We start from the raw sequence: 14,825 nt of genomic DNA, 5'->3' as shown, positions 1-14,825 counted from the left end.
TGGCGGAGTGGACGGGACTCGAACCCGCGACCCCCGGCGTGACAGGCCGGTATTCTAACCAACTGAACTACCACTCCTGGCAGGAAGCTTTGCTAGCTATTGTATAGCATCAAGCGCTTCAAACTTGGCGACCCTACGGGGATTCGAACCCCGGTACTCACCGTGAAAGGGTGATGTCCTAGGCCTCTAGACGATAGGGTCAAAACCTGGACTTGCCTTGCGGCAATCGATTAAAAAAGCGCCCTCTTTAAACAAAGGCGCTTCTTGTCGAGCGACTAACCAAACTGGCGGAGTGGACGGGACTCGAACCCGCGACCCCCGGCGTGACAGGCCGGTATTCTAACCAACTGAACTACCACTCCTGGCAGGAAGCTTTGCTAGCTATTATATAGCATCAAGCGCTTCAAACTTGGCGACCCTACGGGGATTCGAACCCCGGTACTCACCGTGAAAGGGTGATGTCCTAGGCCTCTAGACGATAGGGTCATAACCTAAGAACCGATTTCTCGCTTCTGATAATCCTTGGTGGAGGTAAACGGGATCGAACCGATGACCTCTTGCATGCCATGCAAGCGCTCTCCCAGCTGAGCTATACCCCCAAAATCGGCAAGCTTTACAATTACTTGTTGCTGCTCACCGAAGACTCGAATTATAGGGCGTATTTCAGCGCTTTTGCAGTCTTTCGATAATTTTTTCACGACCGAGTAATGCCAGCACCGCATCGACCGACGGTGTGTGGGCCGTACCGACGGCCAAAACACGCACCGGCATGGCCAGTTGCGGCATCTTGATGCCGTGTTCCTTGAGCACCTGCTTGAAGCAGGCAGCAATCGCCTCCTTGCTCCAATCGCTCTGCTGCAGCATCTGCAGCAAGGCATCGATCACCGGAATGATCTCAGGCGTCACATGGGTGGCCAGGTCTTCGGCGCTGGGCTGGGCATCTTCGTAGAACACGCGAGCCCATTGCGCCAGGTCCACCAAGGTGTCGCAGCGGTCCTTGAACAGCGCGCAGATGCGCGGCAGGCGACCGTCGCTCACGGTGATGCTGTCCAGACCCAAGTTCTTCAGAAACGGGGTCAGCATGGCAGCCAGCTCGTCATCGGGCGTCAGCTTCATGTGCTGGGCATTGACCCAGCGCAGCTTGGCATCGTCAAACTGGCCCGCGCTGCGGCCCAGGTGGTCCAGGTTGAACCACTCCAGGAACTGCTGGCGCGAGAAAATCTCGTCATCGCCATGGCTCCAACCCAGGCGCGCCAGGTAGTTCACCATGGCGTCGGGCAGATAACCTTCGTCACGGTACTGCGTCACCGGCTTGGCGCCATTGCGCTTGCTCATCTTCTCGCCTTGCTCGTTGAGCACGGTGGGCAAATGGGCAAACACCGGCACATCGGCACCCAGCGCTTCAAAGATATGGATCTGGCGCGGCGTGTTGTTGACATGGTCGTCACCCCGGATCACGTGGGTGATGGCCATGTCCATGTCATCGACGCAGACGCAGAAGTTGTAGGTGGGCGTGCCATCGGGGCGGGCGATCACCAGGTCATCCAGCTCGGTGTTCTGGAACTCGATGCGGCCCTTGCACTTGTCTTCCCAGGCCACGACGCCGGTCAGCGGGGTCTTGAAGCGCAGCACGGGCTTGACGCCCTCGGGTACCGGCGGCAACACCTTGCCCTCTTCCGGGCGCCAGGTGCCGTCATAGCGCGGCTTTTCCTTGTTGGCCATCTGCTTTTCACGCAGTGCGTCCAACTCTTCCATGCGCATGTAGCAGGGGTAGACATAGCCTTTTTCCAGCAAGGTGGCCAGCACCTCTTTGTAGCGGTCCATGCGCTGCATCTGGTAGAACGGTCCCTCATTGGGGTCCAGCTGCAACCAGGCCATGCCTTCAAGAATCACATCGACCGATGCCTGGTTGGAACGCTCCAAGTCCGTGTCTTCGATGCGCAGGATGAAATCGCCCTGGCTGGCACGCGCAAAAGCCCAGGGGTAGAGGGCCGAGCGGATATTGCCCAGGTGGATGAAACCGGTGGGCGATGGGGCAAAACGGGTACGTACTTTGGTGCTCATGTCAGGGTGTCCAGGCCGCGCAGCAGGTCGGCTTTCAAATCATCCAGGTGTTCCAGGCCGACGGAGATGCGAACCAGGCCCTGGCCTACGCCAGCGGACTGGCGCTGCTCTTCGGTCAGCCGGCCATGCGAGGTGCTGGCAGGGTGGGTGATGGTGGTCTTCACATCACCGAGGTTGGCGGTGATCGAGCACAGCAAGGTGCTGTCGACCACGTGGAAGGCATTAGCACGGAGCTGCTCGGCCCCCTGGCCCACCACATCGAAGGCCAGCACAGCGCCGCCCATGCCATTTTGCTGGCGCATCGCCAGCGCATGCTGGGGGTGGCTCTCCAAGCCAGGGTAGTACACCCGCGCCACCTTGGGGTGGCCTTCCAGCCAGCGGGCCAGCTCCAGCGCCGAGGCGCTTTCAGCCTTCACGCGCAGCGACAAGGTTTCCATGCCCTTCATCACCACCCAGGCATTGAACGGCGAGAGGTTCAAACCACCGCTGCGCAAAAAGGTGCCCATGACCTTGTCCACCAGCGCGACCGTGCCGCAGACAGCGCCTGCCATCACGCGGCCTTGGCCGTCCAGGAACTTGGTACCCGAATGCACCACCAGATCCGCACCGAGCTTGACCGGCTGCTGCAGCACGGGCGTGGCAAAGCTGTTGTCCACAGCCAGCAAGGCGCCATGCGCGTGCGCCAGCTCAGCCAGCGCGGCGATATCGCACAAATCGGTGAGCGGGTTGGTCGGCGTTTCGGCAAACAGCAACCGGGTGTTGGGGCGGATGGCCGCCTTCCAGGCGTCCACATCGGTTTGCGACACAAAGCTGGTCTCCACGCCAAAGCGTGCCATCTCGGTGCCCAGCAGCTTGATGGTCGAGCCGAACATGGACTGCGAGCAGACCACATGGTCACCGGTCTTCAGCACGGTCAAGGCGACCAGCAAGATCGCGGACATGCCCGTGGACGTGGCAATGGCGCACTCGGTGCCCTCCATCGCTGCCAGTCGGCGCTCAAAGCTGGTCACCGTGGGGTTGCCCGTGCGGGTGTAGGTGTAGCCTTCTTCCTGCGCGGCAAAGCGGCGTGCCGCCGTCTCGGCATTGGGCTGCACAAAGCTGCTGGCCAGGTACAGGGCTTCGCTGTGTTCGCCCCATTGGCTGCGCTCCACCGCCTCACGAACCGCCAAGGTATCGGGATGCAAGCCCGGCGGCAATTTCTTATCAGTCATTCTTATTCCCAAGCAGCAGCAAAGCCGCCATCAAGCCGCATCCGTCACATCGGCATTGCGCAGCGACAGACGCGAAGTATCGAGATCATCCTCTTCGATCGCCACACGGCCTTCATTGACCTGCGAGATGCCCTCGGGCGTGATGCCGGTGACATAGACGCCATCGAAGCACGAGGCTTCAAAGCCATGCACGCCCGTGTTGAGCTTGCCTACCGCGTTCTTCATGCCATCGACATCCTGGTAAATCAGCGCGTCGCAGCCGATGTACTGGCGAATCTCTTCCAGGCTGCGGTCATGGGCTACCAGCTCCTTGGCCGTCGGCATGTCAATACCGTAAACGTTCGGGAAACGCACCGGTGGCGCAGCGCTGGCCAGGTAGACCTTGTTGGCGCCGGCATCGCGGGCCATCTGCACGATTTCCTTGGAGGTCGTACCGCGCACGATGGAGTCATCGACCAGCAGCACATTGCGGCCCTTGAACTCGCTGCCGATGGCGTTAAGCTTCTGGCGCACCGACTTTTTGCGCGCGCCCTGGCCCGGCATGATGAAAGTGCGGCCCACATAGCGGTTCTTCACAAAACCTTCGCGGTAAGGCTTGCCCAGCAGCTGGGCCAGCTGCATGGCGCTGGGACGGCTCGATTCAGGGATCGGAATGACCGCATCGATCTCGTTGGGCGGCACCATCGAGATGACCCGCTTGGCCAGGGTTTCACCCAGGTTCAGGCGGGCTTGGTAGACCGACATGCCGTCGAGCACCGAATCCGGGCGGGCCAGGTAGACAAACTCGAAAATGCAGGGGTGCAGGCTCGGCGCTTCTGCGCATTGCGCAAAGGTCAGCGAACCATCGTCGCTGATGAAGACCGCCTCACCCGGGGCAACATCGCGCTCCAGCTGCTGCATCGTGCCTTCAAGCGCCACCGATTCGCTGGCCACCATCACGGTGCCATCGGCGCCACGGCCAATGCACAGCGGGCGAATGCCATTGGGGTCGCGGAAAGCGACCACGCCGTGGCCGGCAATCAGCGCAATCACCGCGTAGGAGCCCTGCACGCGCTTGTGCACCGCGCGGATGGCGTTGAACACATCCTCTTTTTGCAGCGGCACACCGTGGGTGGCGCGCTCCAGCTCATGCGCAAACACATTGAGCAGCACTTCCGAATCGCTGTCGGTATTGGTGTGGCGGTGGTCGGTGGAGAACAGCTCCTTGCGCAGCTCGACCGCATTGGTCAGGTTGCCGTTGTGCACCAGCACAATGCCAAAAGGCGCATTCACGTAGAACGGCTGGGCTTCCTCTTCGCTGTAGGCATTGCCTGCCGTGGGGTAGCGCACCTGGCCCAAACCCACATTGCCGGGCAAGGCCCGCATATTGCGGGTACGGAACACATCCTTGACCATGCCCTTGGCCTTGTGCATGAAGAACTTGCGTCCCTGCTGCGTTGCAATGCCTGCCGCATCCTGTCCACGGTGTTGCAGCAGCAACAGCGCGTCATAGATCAATTGATTGACCGGCGTGCTACTGACGACTCCGACGATTCCACACATATTGAGCGTTCCAAAAACGTTAACGCGGCTCTGCCGCGATGCGTGAACCAGCCTCGGTGAGCTGGTCCACCAGCGAAGACCAATGTCTTCCCATTTCTTGCGGCATCCATGGCCGCAACACTGACACTGCCGACACCAGATAAGGTGCAAAGACTGAAGTGTTCCAGATTTGCGATTCCCGCATCGGCGTCAGCATAAAAACCAGAGCGATAAGTACAAGTAGTAACAGGCCGCGCAGCGCGCCAAACATTCCGCCCAGCGCGCGGTCAAAGGGGCGCAAGCCCACCATCTTGACCAGCTTGCCAAGCATCCAGATCACCATGCCCAAGGCAAAGATGGCGGCAATGAAGACGATCACAAGGCCTGCGCCGCTGCGCACGCCCTCGTCGACATCCTGCATTGGCAACCACATGCCCACCTGGGCGCCCCACAGGCGCGCCGCAAAAAATGCCAGCACCCAGCTGATCAGCGACAGCACCTCGAACACCAGACCGCGCCAAGCACCGATCAGCACCGAGCCCAGCAGGATCACGACAAACACCCAATCCAGTGCCGCCACCTCAACACCCCGCCCGCAGTCCACCGGGCAGGTCGGTCAGGCCCAGTCGCTGGCCGGGGCGGTTTCGGAGCGGCCCAAAGGCGCTGGGAGAGGAAGACACGGCGTGAAGGGACGGGCGAGTTATGGGCTTTACAGCGGCAGCAGGGCAGCGGGCAGGCCTTGCGCCCTCACCTTGGCTGCGGCGCTATCGGCCTCTTCCTTGCTGTTAAAGGGCCCAACCCGCACCCGAATGCGGGTGCCGGACGCCGTCTTGATCGACTGCGTATAGGCTGCCACCCCGGCCATCTGCAGCTTGGCCCGCACCTCGGCAGCCTTGCTCTCTTCGGCAAAAGCCCCTACTTGCAAGGCATAGCGGCCGGCTGCCGCCGCTGGCTTGGCGGCAGGTGCAGCAGCAGCAGGGGCCGCCGCGGCGGCCGCAGAGGCACGCCCCTCCATCATCGCGCGCACGCGGTCGGCCTCGTCATCGCGCTTGGGCTTGGCGGGCTCCACCGGCTTGGGCTTGGGCTCCTCTTTGGGTTTGGCTTCCGGCTTGGGCTCTGGCTTGGTGTCGGGTTTGGGTTCAGGTTTGGCCGCCGGCTTGGGCTCGGGCTTGGCCGCAGGTTCGGGCTTGGCCGGCGTGGCCGCAGGCTTGGCTGGCGTCACCGCTGGTTTGGCTGCAGCTGCGGCGGCAGCGGCCGAGGCGGCTGTTGCTGCCGCAGCGGCCACCGGGGCCGAAGCAGCGGGGCTGGATGCGTTGCTTCGCGCACCCACAATCTCTTCACCCGCATCGAGGCCATTGTCATTGCCCGCATGGCTGGTGTGCGGGGTTGCTGCATTGGACGCTGGCGGCACGGCCAAGGCGGCTACCCGCTCGCGGTCAGGAATCTCGATCGACGCATTGACGGGCACCGGGCGGGGCTGGGTGTCGAACAGCATCGGAAAACCGATGATGGCCGCCAGCACCAGCACCGTGGCACCAATCAGGCGGTGGCGCGCACGCCGGCGCATGGCATCCACACTTTCAGCAGGATTGCTGCGCGGCGCACGAATAACGCGCTGACTCTCAGCTTCTTGCTGCTTTTTGCCGGGCCATCGAAGATTGAAAATTGCCATGGACGATTGGAGGTGGAGCTTGAAAACAGGTCGCTGGGAGCGGCGCCGTTGAAGGGCCGCTGTTAGGTCAGGTGCTTGGCATCGAGCCGTGGCACCCCATTCTTCAAGACCCCGCCCACCGTGTAGAACGAGCCGAAAACAACGATTCTATCAGCGGGCCCTGCCGCCTCGACGGCCGCTTGGAATGCGGCCATGGGGTCGGGGTAACAAGCTGTAGCCACATCGCGGCTTTGGTTGGACAGCAGGTGCACGGCATTCCATTTGGACTGCAGGTCCACCGCCTTTTCTGCACGATCCGTGGGCAGATCGCAGAAATACCAGCGCTCCACCAGGGGAGCGAGCTTGCGCAGCATCGGCGTCAGGTCCTTGTCATGCATGGCGCCAAACACCGCATGGGTGGTGGGGAAGTAGCCCATCGCATCCAGATTGGCCGTTAGCGCGGCAATCGCATGGGGGTTGTGCGCGACATCCAGCACCAGCGCGGGCTGGCCGGGCACGATCTGGAAACGGCCGGGCAGCTCCACCATGGCCAGCCCATTGCGCACCGCCTGGGCCGTGACCGGCAGCACCTGGCGCAAAGCTTCATAGGCCGCCAGCACCCCGGAGGCATTGACCAATTGGTTGGCCCCGCGCAGCGCGGGATAGGCCATGCCGGCATAGCGCCGGCCGCGCCCCGCCCAGCTCCACTGCTGCTTGTCGCCTTCGTAGTTGAAATCGCGGCCAAAGCGCCACAGGTCGGCGCCAATGCTCTGGGCGTAGTCGATGACGCTTTGCGGTGGCACCGGATCGCTGACCACCGCAGGCTTGCCCGGCCGCATGATGCCGGCCTTCTCGCGGCCAATCGATTCGCGGTCGGGGCCCAGCAGCTCCATGTGATCCAGGTCGATGCTGGTGATGACCGCGCAGTCCGTGTCGATGATATTGGTGGCATCCAGCCGCCCGCCCAGGCCCACTTCCAAAATGGCCACATCCAGTTTGGCCTGGCTCAGCAGGCGCAGGATAGCCAGGGTGGTGAATTCGAAATAGCTCAGCGAAATCTCTGGCGCCTGCAAGCGGGCTTGTTCAACAGCTTCAAAATGCGCCAGCAGATCAGCGGCGGCGACAATCTCGCCGTGCACGCGGCAGCGCTCTTCAAAATGCACCAGGTGGGGCGAGGTGAACACGCCGGGGCGGTAGCCCGACTCCAGTGCCACGGCCTCCAGCATGGCGCAGGTCGAGCCCTTGCCATTGGTGCCGGCCACCGTGATGACCGGGCAGGCAAAGCGCAGCGCCAGGCGCTCTGCAACGGCCTTGACGCGGGTCAGCCCCATGTCAATGGTTTTGGGATGTAGCTGCTCGCAGTGGGCCAGCCACTGATCCAAGGTGTCGAAACGGGTTTGCATGGGGCCAGATTGTCGCGTAATTGCGGCTGTGTCATCATTGCCGCCCATGAGTAACCACACCATTGCCGTCTACGGCATCCCCAACTGCAGCACCGTCAAAAAAGCCCGCACCTGGCTGGATGCACAGGGCGCAAGCCACCAGTTCCACGATTTCAAGAAAGCCGGCGTGCCCGCCAGCCATCTGCCCGACTGGATCGCCCAGGCCAGCTGGGAAAAGCTGGTCAACCGCCAAGGCACGACCTGGCGCAAGCTGGACCCTGCCGTGCAGCAGGCGGTGGCCGACGCAGAAAGCGCCAGCGCGCTGATGATTGCCAACCCCAGCGTGATCAAGCGCCCAGTGGTGGAATGGGCCGATGGCTCGGTCACCGTGGGCTTTGACGAGGCGCTGTGGCGCAGCAAGATCGCCTGATCCAACGGGACGCAGACGGCATTCACCTGGGCTTTACCGATGCACATGCGGCCGATACAAGACGGGGCCAGGATGCGGCCATGCTGAACTTTATGCGGGCCACCAGGTCTTAGATATTTGTGCTGACCCGTGTAAAGCGTGTCGCCCAGTCCTGGCACTGGCGCGTTGAACACCCAGCCGCTTTTATGCTTTTTTGGAGGCATGTATGCCACAACTGCTCTCGGCCCGCCTGATCGTGCTGGCCGCCCTGTCCACATTGGCCGCTGCCAGCCCCTCGGTCTGGGCCCAAAGTTATTCCCCGTCGTCTGATCCCTTTTTGCCGCAGCAAGCCCCCGGCGCGCAGCCGCCGCTGCCGGCGGGCGAGCAGCCTTACGGCAAGGTGCTGTCGGTCACGCCAGCCTACCGCCAGGTCAGCACGCCCCAAACCGTCTGCAATGACCAGCAGGTCTACACGGGCCAACGCAACTCCGGTGTTGGAGCGCTTACCGGCGCCGTCGTCGGTGGTCTGCTGGGCAATGGCGTGGGCCATGGCTTTGGCCGCGCGGCAGCTACCGGCGCAGGCCTGATTGCCGGCTCAGCCATCGGCAACCAGCTCGAAGGCGGCGTCCCCAGCTACCAGACGGTGCGCCAATGCGCCAACCAGTACACCACGCAAAACGAGCCCGATGGCTACCACGTGGAGTATGAATACGCGGGCCGCCGCTACAACACGCGCACGGCCACCGCACCGGGCGAATGGCTGCCACTGAGCGTGCAGCCCGCCGCACCGGCCTATGACAGCCCGCCAGCGCAGGACTATGCCAGCGCCATGCCCGAGCCGGGCGTCGTCGTCAGCCGCCAGCCCGTGTACCAGCAGCCGGTTTATGTGGCACCGCCTCCCGTCTATGTCGCGCCGGCGCCGGTGTACTATGCACCGCCGCCCGTCATGCTGCAGCCTTCGGTGCAGATTGGCGTGGGCGGTTACTGGGGCGGCCACCGCGGCCACTGGCGCTAAGCCAAACCACATCGCCAGCCCGCAGCCAGGCGACTGGCCCAGGCTTAACGACCTGCAGCAGTGCAGACGCACTGCTGCTTTTTTATGCCCGCCGCGCCGCTCAACTGCCCCACCATGTTGGAGAGACGGGCAAAGGGCTCGCCTACAATGGCAGTTTTCCTCTTTACCTGTTGTCTTCCATGATCACTGAGAGCATTGACGGCGTACGCCTCACCACCAAGGCCAATGTTTATTTTGATGGCAAGTGCGTCAGCCACAGCTACCAGCTGGCCGATGGCACCAAGCAATCGGTCGGCGTGGTGCTCGCAGCCAGCTTGACCTTTGGCACGGCAGCTGCCGAGATCATGGAATGCGTTGCCGGCGCCTGCGAGTACAAGCTCGACGGCAGCGATGAATGGCAAAAGTCCGGCCCTGGCGACAAGTTCAGCGTGCCGGCCAACAGCAAGTTCGACATCCGCGTGGCCGAGGCCTACCACTACATCTGCCACTACGCCTGATTCCGGAGCTTGCGCCGGGCCCGCCTCTCTGTGGCACGGTTCTGCGCAGACCCCCAACGCTGCAGACGTTTTATCTTTCAGGCCGGTCGCCCTACCCAGGCCCCTCCCGATACAACCGCAGCAGTGCCTGTTTTTAGAGAAAAGCAACACCATGGAAACCATCCTGCAACACGTTCCCGTCGGCCAGAAGGTCGGCATCGCCTTTTCTGGCGGCCTTGACACCAGCGCTGCCCTGCGCTGGATGAAGAACAAGGGCGCCCTGCCCTATGCCTACACCGCCAACCTGGGCCAGCCCGATGAGTCCGATTACGACGAGATCCCGCGCAAGGCGATGGAATACGGCGCTGAGAAGGCCCGCCTGATCGACTGCCGCAGCCAGCTGGCCAACGAAGGAATTGCCGCCATCCAGGCCGGTGCCTTCCACATCTCCACCGGCGGCATCACCTACTTCAACACCACGCCGCTGGGCCGCGCTGTGACCGGCACCATGCTGGTGGCCGCGATGAAGGAAGACGACGTCAACATCTGGGGCGATGGCTCGACCTTCAAGGGCAATGACATCGAGCGTTTCTACCGCTACGGCCTCTTGACCAACCCGGCGCTGAAGATCTACAAGCCCTGGCTGGACCAGACCTTCATCGACGAGCTGGGCGGCCGCGCCGAAATGTCGGCCTTCATGACCAAGGAAGGTTTTGGCTACAAGATGAGCGCGGAGAAGGCCTACTCGACCGACTCCAACATGCTGGGCGCCACCCACGAAGCCAAGGACCTGGAGTTCCTGAACAGCGGCATCCGCATCGTCAACCCGATCATGGGCGTGGCATTCTGGAAGCCCGAGGTTGAAGTCAAGGCCGAGGAAGTCTCCATCACCTTCGAAGAAGGCCGCCCCGTGGCCCTGAACGGCCAGCGCATCGAAGACCCGGTCGCCTTCTTCCTGGAAGCCAACCGCATCGGCGGCCGCCACGGCCTGGGCATGAGCGACCAGATCGAGAACCGCATCATCGAAGCCAAGAGCCGCGGCATCTACGAAGCCCCGGGCATGGCCCTGCTGCACATCGCCTACGAGCGCCTGGTCACCGGCATCCACAACGAGGACACCATCGAGCAGTACCGCATCAACGGTCTGCGCCTGGGCCGCCTGCTGTACCAAGGCCGCTGGTTCGACCCGCAAGCCATCATGCTGCGCGAAACCGCCCAGCGCTGGGTGGCCCGCGCCATCACCGGCACCGTGACCCTGGAGCTGCGCCGTGGCAATGACTACTCGCTCTTGAACACCGAATCTGCCAACCTGACCTACAAGCCCGAGCGCCTGTCGATGGAAAAGGTGGAAGACGCGCCGTTCAGCCCCGCCGACCGCATTGGCCAGCTGACCATGCGCAACCTGGACCTGATGGACACCCGCGACAAGCTGGCCATCTACACCCAGACCGGCCTGCTGACCGCCAGCGGCAACCATGCACTGCCCCAGCTGGGCAACGACAAGAAGTAATTCCTAAGCGAATTCCTTCCCGCAAAACAAAACCGCTGTGCGCCTTTGAAGGCCACAGCGGTTTTTTTATGGGCGGGGTGCGGCGGGGCTGGGCCGCACTCAGGCCTCCGCCACCAGGTAGACCTTTTTCACAAAGGCATCCACCTCCCAATGGCCCGTCCAGCCCTCGGGCATGATGAAATGGTCGCCCACGCCAAAGTGGTGCACCGTGCCATCGGGGTCCACCAGGCGGCAGTCGCCTTCGACGATAACGCAAAACTCAATATAGCCCTGTACATTGGAGCTGAAGCGGCCAGCGGTGGACTGCCAGGTGCCCGAGCTGACCTTGCCGCCCAGGCCCTCAAACACATTCATGGTCTGGTACTCGGTCTCGCCGCTGATCGGGCGCCTGGGTTTGCCGATAACGGGGTTGACCAGCGTCTTGGCAGGCCAATGGATGATGGAGATCTTGGGGGCGACGGGGGCAACGGAGTTGGACATGGCGGTGATCGAGGAACTGCGCAAATGCGCAAGCAGGCATTATCTGGCGGCGGCCAGCGCAGCGCCGGGGCCCCGCAGAAAAACCAGCAAAAAGGCGGCCCGCAGGCCGCCTTGGCGGGTATGCCAGCTGCCGATCAGTGGAACTGCTCTTCCTCGGTCGAACCCGTCAGCGCCTTGACGCTAGACGAGCCGCCCTGGATCACCGTGGTCACATCGTCGAAGTAGCCTGCGCCCACTTCTTGCTGGTGCGACACAAAGGTGTAGCCTTGCTCGCGGGCGGCGAATTCGGGCTCCTGGATCATCTCCACGTAGTGCTTCATACCTTCGCCACGGGCATAGGCGTGGGCAAACTTGAAGGTGTTGTACCAGTTGCTGTGGATACCGGCCAAGGTGATGAACTGGTACTTGTAGCCCAGCGCCGCCAGCTCGTCCTGGAACTTGGCAATCGTCGCGTCGTCAAGGTTCTTCTTCCAGTTGAACGATGGCGAGCAGTTGTAGCTCAGCAGCTTGCCTGGGCTTGAGGCATGCACGGCCTGGGCAAATTCGCGGGCAAAGCCCAGGTCCGGCGTGCCGGTCTCGCACCACACCAGATCGGCGTAGGGCGCGTAGGCCACGCCACGGCTGATGGCCTGCTCCAGACCGTTCTTGACGCGGTAGAAGCCTTCTTGCGTGCGCTCGCCCACCAGGAAGGGCTTGTCATTGGCGTCGTGGTCGCTGGTGATCAGGTTGGCCGCTTCGGCATCGGTGCGGGCCAGCACAATCGTGGGCACGCCCATCACATCAGCCGCAAAGCGGGCGGCAATCAGCTTCTCGCAGGCTTCATGCGTGGGCACCAGCACCTTGCCACCCATGTGGCCGCATTTCTTGACGGCAGCCAGCTGGTCTTCAAAGTGCACGCCAGCAGCGCCCGAGGCAATCATGTTCTTCATCAGCTCGAAAGCATTGAGCACGCCGCCAAAGCCCGCTTCCGCATCGGCCACGATGGGCAGGAAGTAGTCGATGAACTCCTTGTCGCCCGGGTTCACGCCCTTGGCCCACTGGATCTCGTCAGCGCGCTTGAAGGTGTTGTTAATGCGGCGCACCATGGTGGGCACCGAGTCATAGGCGTAGAGCGACTGGTCGGGATACATGGTCTCCGAGGTGTTGCCATCGGCCGCCACCTGCCAGCCCGAGAGGTACACCGCCTCCAGGCCCGCCTTGGCCTGTTGCATGGCCTGGCCTGCCGTGATGGCACCGAAGGCATTCACATAGCCCTTTTTGGCACCGCCATTGATCTTGTCCCACAGCACCTGCGCACCACGCTGGGCCAAGGTGTACTCGGGCTGCACGCTGCCGCGCAGACGCACCACATCGGCAGCGGAGTAACCGCGCTTCACGCCTTTCCAACGGGGGTTTTGCGCCCAGTCCAGTTCAAGGGCGGCAATTTGCTGGTCACGGCTGAGTTGCTGGTTCAGTTTCTGAGTCATGGGAGCTCCTGGGGGTCAAAGTGGATGAACAAAGGAATCGAAAACCGGTGGACAGATACCGTCTGTCCATGGCACTAACTGTACGCCTGCCCTGCCCAACTATTTTGTCTTATGTCTTATATAAGAGTAATTTTAATTTATTAAAAATCAATCATCTATTAATACGAGTTCATATTACGAAATGCAATTTCTCATATTGAGAAATATTGGTGCAATGCAATATTGTGATATTTCACAATGTGAGAGCTCATTTTCACCGCCGCAACCTCCAGCCGCCATCGCGCTTCTGCGCCCATGGCGCTGGCACGACCGCGACCCCGGCTTGGCCGCGTGGCGCGCCAAGCCGGGCCGATTGCGGCATGATGCGGCTGGGCCCATTGTGCAAAGCGGATGTGACAGGTTTCTTGCGCTTGCTCGGCCTGCCGGATACCTTTTTCTTGCCCATTCATCCATGCGCATTCACAGCAAACCCCTGGCCTACTTCTACCTGGCGCTCAGCATGTCCTTGGTCGGCGCCTATGTGGCCCTGTCCAAACCCTTGGCCGCCACCTTTCCGGTGCTGCTGCTGGCATGGCTGCGCTTTGGCATCGGTGGGGTCGCCATGATCGGATGGCTCAAGCGCCCCGCCCAAGAGGCAGCCTTGCCCGCCAGAGCCAAGTGGCTGCTGTTTCTGGAATCGTTTTTTGGCAATTTCCTCTTTACCCTGTGCATGATCACCGGCGTGTCCATGACCAGCGCCGTGACCGCCAGCGTCACCCTGGCCACCATCCCCGCGGCCATTGCACTGCTCAGTTGGCTGGTGCTCAAGGAGCGCATCAGCCTGCGCGTCATGGTGGCCATCAGCCTGGCGGTGCTGGGTATTGCGCTGATGGCCTTTGCCAAGCCCAGCGCTGATGCACACCCTGGCGCGGCTGCCACGCCTGGTCAGGGCAACCAAGGCCTCGGACAGCTCCTGCTGGTAGGCGCCGTGTTCTGCGAGGCCATCTATGCCGTGATTGGCAAGAAACTCACCAGCAGCTTGAGCCCCAAGCGCATTGCCGCACTGATCAACCTTTGGGGCTTTGTGCTGACCCTGCCGTTTGGTGTGTACCTGGCCTGGCACTTCGACTTTGGCCAGGTGGGCATCGCCACCTGGTTGCTGCTGCTGGGCTATGCCTTGGCGGCCTGCGTGGTCACCGTATGGCTGTGGATGACCGGGCTGCAAGTCGTGCCCGCCTCGCAAAGCGCCGTTTTCACGGTGATGCTGCCGCTGTCCACCGCGCTGGTTGGCGTCGCCTTTTTGGGAGAATCGCTCAATGGGCTGCAACTGCTGGCCTTCGCCATCGCCGTCTGCAGCCTCGCCTTGACCACCCTTCCCCTGCCCCGCCGTGGCAGAGCACCGACAGTTTTGCAGCGCGACCCCGATTGACACCGTAGCAAGACGCAGTACGATGCTGCCAGTGTGACCACGTACAAAAACAACAAGAATCAACGCCCTACCCGGCTGCTTGATAGCTTTGATGTATGAACAAAGGTTAGCAAAGCTAAAACAAGCAACATTTCGAGGCAAAAAAATGCTGCGCTCCCTAGGAAAGCGGTTTTTTTGCCGTTAGCATGGCTGTAACCAGCGCAGGGACACTCTGGCTGGCATAGAGATATTG

Annotated in this window: 13 protein-coding genes and 5 tRNA genes; 5 read left to right on the top strand and 13 right to left on the bottom strand. The window is 62.0% G+C overall.

Annotation, left to right across the window (positions count from 1 at the left end):
• From M2375_RS16725 to folC, 11 genes are all read right to left on the bottom strand, one after another.
• Positions 1-77 (bottom strand) — tRNA-Asp (locus M2375_RS16725).
• 48 nt (positions 78-125) lie between these two features.
• Positions 126-201, bottom strand: a tRNA-Glu gene (locus M2375_RS16720).
• A gap of 84 nt (positions 202-285) precedes the next feature.
• Positions 286-362 (bottom strand) — tRNA-Asp (locus tag M2375_RS16715).
• 48 nt (positions 363-410) lie between these two features.
• Positions 411-486 (bottom strand) — tRNA-Glu (locus tag M2375_RS16710).
• A 37-nt stretch (positions 487-523) separates the two neighbouring features.
• A tRNA-Ala gene (locus tag M2375_RS16705) sits at positions 524-599 on the bottom strand.
• A gap of 64 nt (positions 600-663) precedes the next feature.
• Positions 664-2,064: a glutamate--tRNA ligase gene (gltX, locus tag M2375_RS16700; protein ID WP_259168995.1), complete on the bottom strand. Its 1,401-nt coding sequence runs from the start codon at positions 2,062-2,064 to the stop codon at positions 664-666.
• Positions 2,061-3,275 (bottom strand): O-succinylhomoserine sulfhydrylase, encoded by a 1,215-nt coding sequence (locus M2375_RS16695; protein WP_259168994.1) that lies wholly within the window; start codon positions 3,273-3,275, stop codon positions 2,061-2,063. The genes gltX and M2375_RS16695 overlap by 4 nt, the downstream gene beginning before the upstream one ends.
• Positions 3,276-3,305: 30 nt before the next feature.
• On the bottom strand, positions 3,306-4,817 hold the full coding sequence (purF, locus tag M2375_RS16690) for an amidophosphoribosyltransferase (RefSeq protein WP_259168993.1): 1,512 nt from the start codon (positions 4,815-4,817) through the stop codon (positions 3,306-3,308).
• Positions 4,818-4,836: 19 nt separating this feature from the next.
• A complete protein-coding gene (locus M2375_RS16685; protein ID WP_310473183.1) occupies positions 4,837-5,358 on the bottom strand; it encodes a CvpA family protein in 522 nt (173 codons plus the stop codon).
• Between the two features lie 147 nt (positions 5,359-5,505).
• Complete coding sequence (locus tag M2375_RS16680; RefSeq protein WP_259168991.1) at positions 5,506-6,468, bottom strand: SPOR domain-containing protein; 963 nt, start codon at positions 6,466-6,468, stop codon at positions 5,506-5,508.
• A gap of 62 nt (positions 6,469-6,530) precedes the next feature.
• The gene (gene folC, locus M2375_RS16675) at positions 6,531-7,850 is read right to left on the bottom strand and encodes a bifunctional tetrahydrofolate synthase/dihydrofolate synthase (RefSeq protein ID WP_259168990.1); all 1,320 of its coding nucleotides are present in this window, start codon (positions 7,848-7,850) and stop codon (positions 6,531-6,533) included.
• A 46-nt stretch (positions 7,851-7,896) separates the two neighbouring features.
• On the opposite strand from folC, the gene M2375_RS16670 reads away from it, so the two are divergent.
• The 4 genes from M2375_RS16670 to argG all read left to right on the top strand — a co-directional run bounded on the left by M2375_RS16670 (position 7,897) and on the right by argG (position 11,239).
• Positions 7,897-8,259: an ArsC family reductase gene (locus M2375_RS16670; protein ID WP_259168989.1), complete on the top strand. Its 363-nt coding sequence runs from the start codon at positions 7,897-7,899 to the stop codon at positions 8,257-8,259.
• A 205-nt stretch (positions 8,260-8,464) separates the two neighbouring features.
• Positions 8,465-9,253: a glycine zipper 2TM domain-containing protein gene (locus M2375_RS16665; RefSeq protein WP_259168987.1), complete on the top strand. Its 789-nt coding sequence runs from the start codon at positions 8,465-8,467 to the stop codon at positions 9,251-9,253.
• A 179-nt stretch (positions 9,254-9,432) separates the two neighbouring features.
• Positions 9,433-9,750, top strand: coding sequence for a pyrimidine/purine nucleoside phosphorylase (locus tag M2375_RS16660; protein WP_182323647.1), 318 nt, complete (start codon positions 9,433-9,435; stop codon positions 9,748-9,750).
• Between the two features lie 151 nt (positions 9,751-9,901).
• Entirely contained in the window at positions 9,902-11,239 is a 1,338-nt protein-coding gene (gene argG, locus M2375_RS16655; RefSeq protein ID WP_259168986.1) for an argininosuccinate synthase, read from the top strand.
• Positions 11,240-11,338: 99 nt separating this feature from the next.
• On the opposite strand, the gene M2375_RS16650 is transcribed toward argG, so the two are convergent.
• Both M2375_RS16650 and aceA read right to left on the bottom strand, forming a co-directional pair.
• Entirely contained in the window at positions 11,339-11,719 is a 381-nt protein-coding gene (locus M2375_RS16650; protein ID WP_259168985.1) for a cupin domain-containing protein, read from the bottom strand.
• Positions 11,720-11,853: 134 nt separating this feature from the next.
• Positions 11,854-13,185, bottom strand: a complete 1,332-nt coding sequence (gene aceA, locus M2375_RS16645) for an isocitrate lyase (RefSeq protein WP_259168984.1) — start codon at positions 13,183-13,185, stop codon at positions 11,854-11,856.
• 451 nt (positions 13,186-13,636) lie between these two features.
• On the opposite strand from aceA, the gene M2375_RS16640 reads away from it, so the two are divergent.
• Positions 13,637-14,593: a DMT family transporter gene (locus tag M2375_RS16640; RefSeq protein WP_259168983.1), complete on the top strand. Its 957-nt coding sequence runs from the start codon at positions 13,637-13,639 to the stop codon at positions 14,591-14,593.
• The last annotated feature ends 232 nt before the right edge of the window (positions 14,594-14,825 follow it).

Origin of the sequence: Comamonas sp. BIGb0152, assembly GCF_024809975.1 — a bacterium.
Taxonomy (GTDB): Bacteria; Pseudomonadota; Gammaproteobacteria; order Burkholderiales; family Burkholderiaceae_C; genus Comamonas.
Note: the sequence above shows the minus strand (reverse complement) of the source record. Positions and strands in the feature narration are given on the sequence as shown.

What these genes read in the sequence shown, in the direction of transcription:
- argG (WP_259168986.1), top strand. Translation starts at nt 9,902, where the DNA reads ATGGAAACCATCCTGCAACACGTTCCCGTCGGCCAGAAGGTCGGCATC.
- M2375_RS16660 (WP_182323647.1), top strand. Translation starts at nt 9,433, where the DNA reads ATGATCACTGAGAGCATTGACGGCGTACGCCTCACCACCAAGGCCAAT.
- M2375_RS16670 (WP_259168989.1), top strand. Translation starts at nt 7,897, where the DNA reads ATGAGTAACCACACCATTGCCGTCTACGGCATCCCCAACTGCAGCACC.
- M2375_RS16650 (WP_259168985.1), bottom strand. Translation starts at nt 11,719, where the DNA reads ATGTCCAACTCCGTTGCCCCCGTCGCCCCCAAGATCTCCATCATCCAT.
- M2375_RS16695 (WP_259168994.1), bottom strand. Translation starts at nt 3,275, where the DNA reads ATGACTGATAAGAAATTGCCGCCGGGCTTGCATCCCGATACCTTGGCG.
- M2375_RS16665 (WP_259168987.1), top strand. Translation starts at nt 8,465, where the DNA reads ATGCCACAACTGCTCTCGGCCCGCCTGATCGTGCTGGCCGCCCTGTCC.
- purF (WP_259168993.1), bottom strand. Translation starts at nt 4,817, where the DNA reads ATGTGTGGAATCGTCGGAGTCGTCAGTAGCACGCCGGTCAATCAATTG.
- aceA (WP_259168984.1), bottom strand. Translation starts at nt 13,185, where the DNA reads ATGACTCAGAAACTGAACCAGCAACTCAGCCGTGACCAGCAAATTGCC.
- gltX (WP_259168995.1), bottom strand. Translation starts at nt 2,064, where the DNA reads ATGAGCACCAAAGTACGTACCCGTTTTGCCCCATCGCCCACCGGTTTC.
- folC (WP_259168990.1), bottom strand. Translation starts at nt 7,850, where the DNA reads ATGCAAACCCGTTTCGACACCTTGGATCAGTGGCTGGCCCACTGCGAG.
- M2375_RS16640 (WP_259168983.1), top strand. Translation starts at nt 13,637, where the DNA reads ATGCGCATTCACAGCAAACCCCTGGCCTACTTCTACCTGGCGCTCAGC.
- M2375_RS16680 (WP_259168991.1), bottom strand. Translation starts at nt 6,468, where the DNA reads ATGGCAATTTTCAATCTTCGATGGCCCGGCAAAAAGCAGCAAGAAGCT.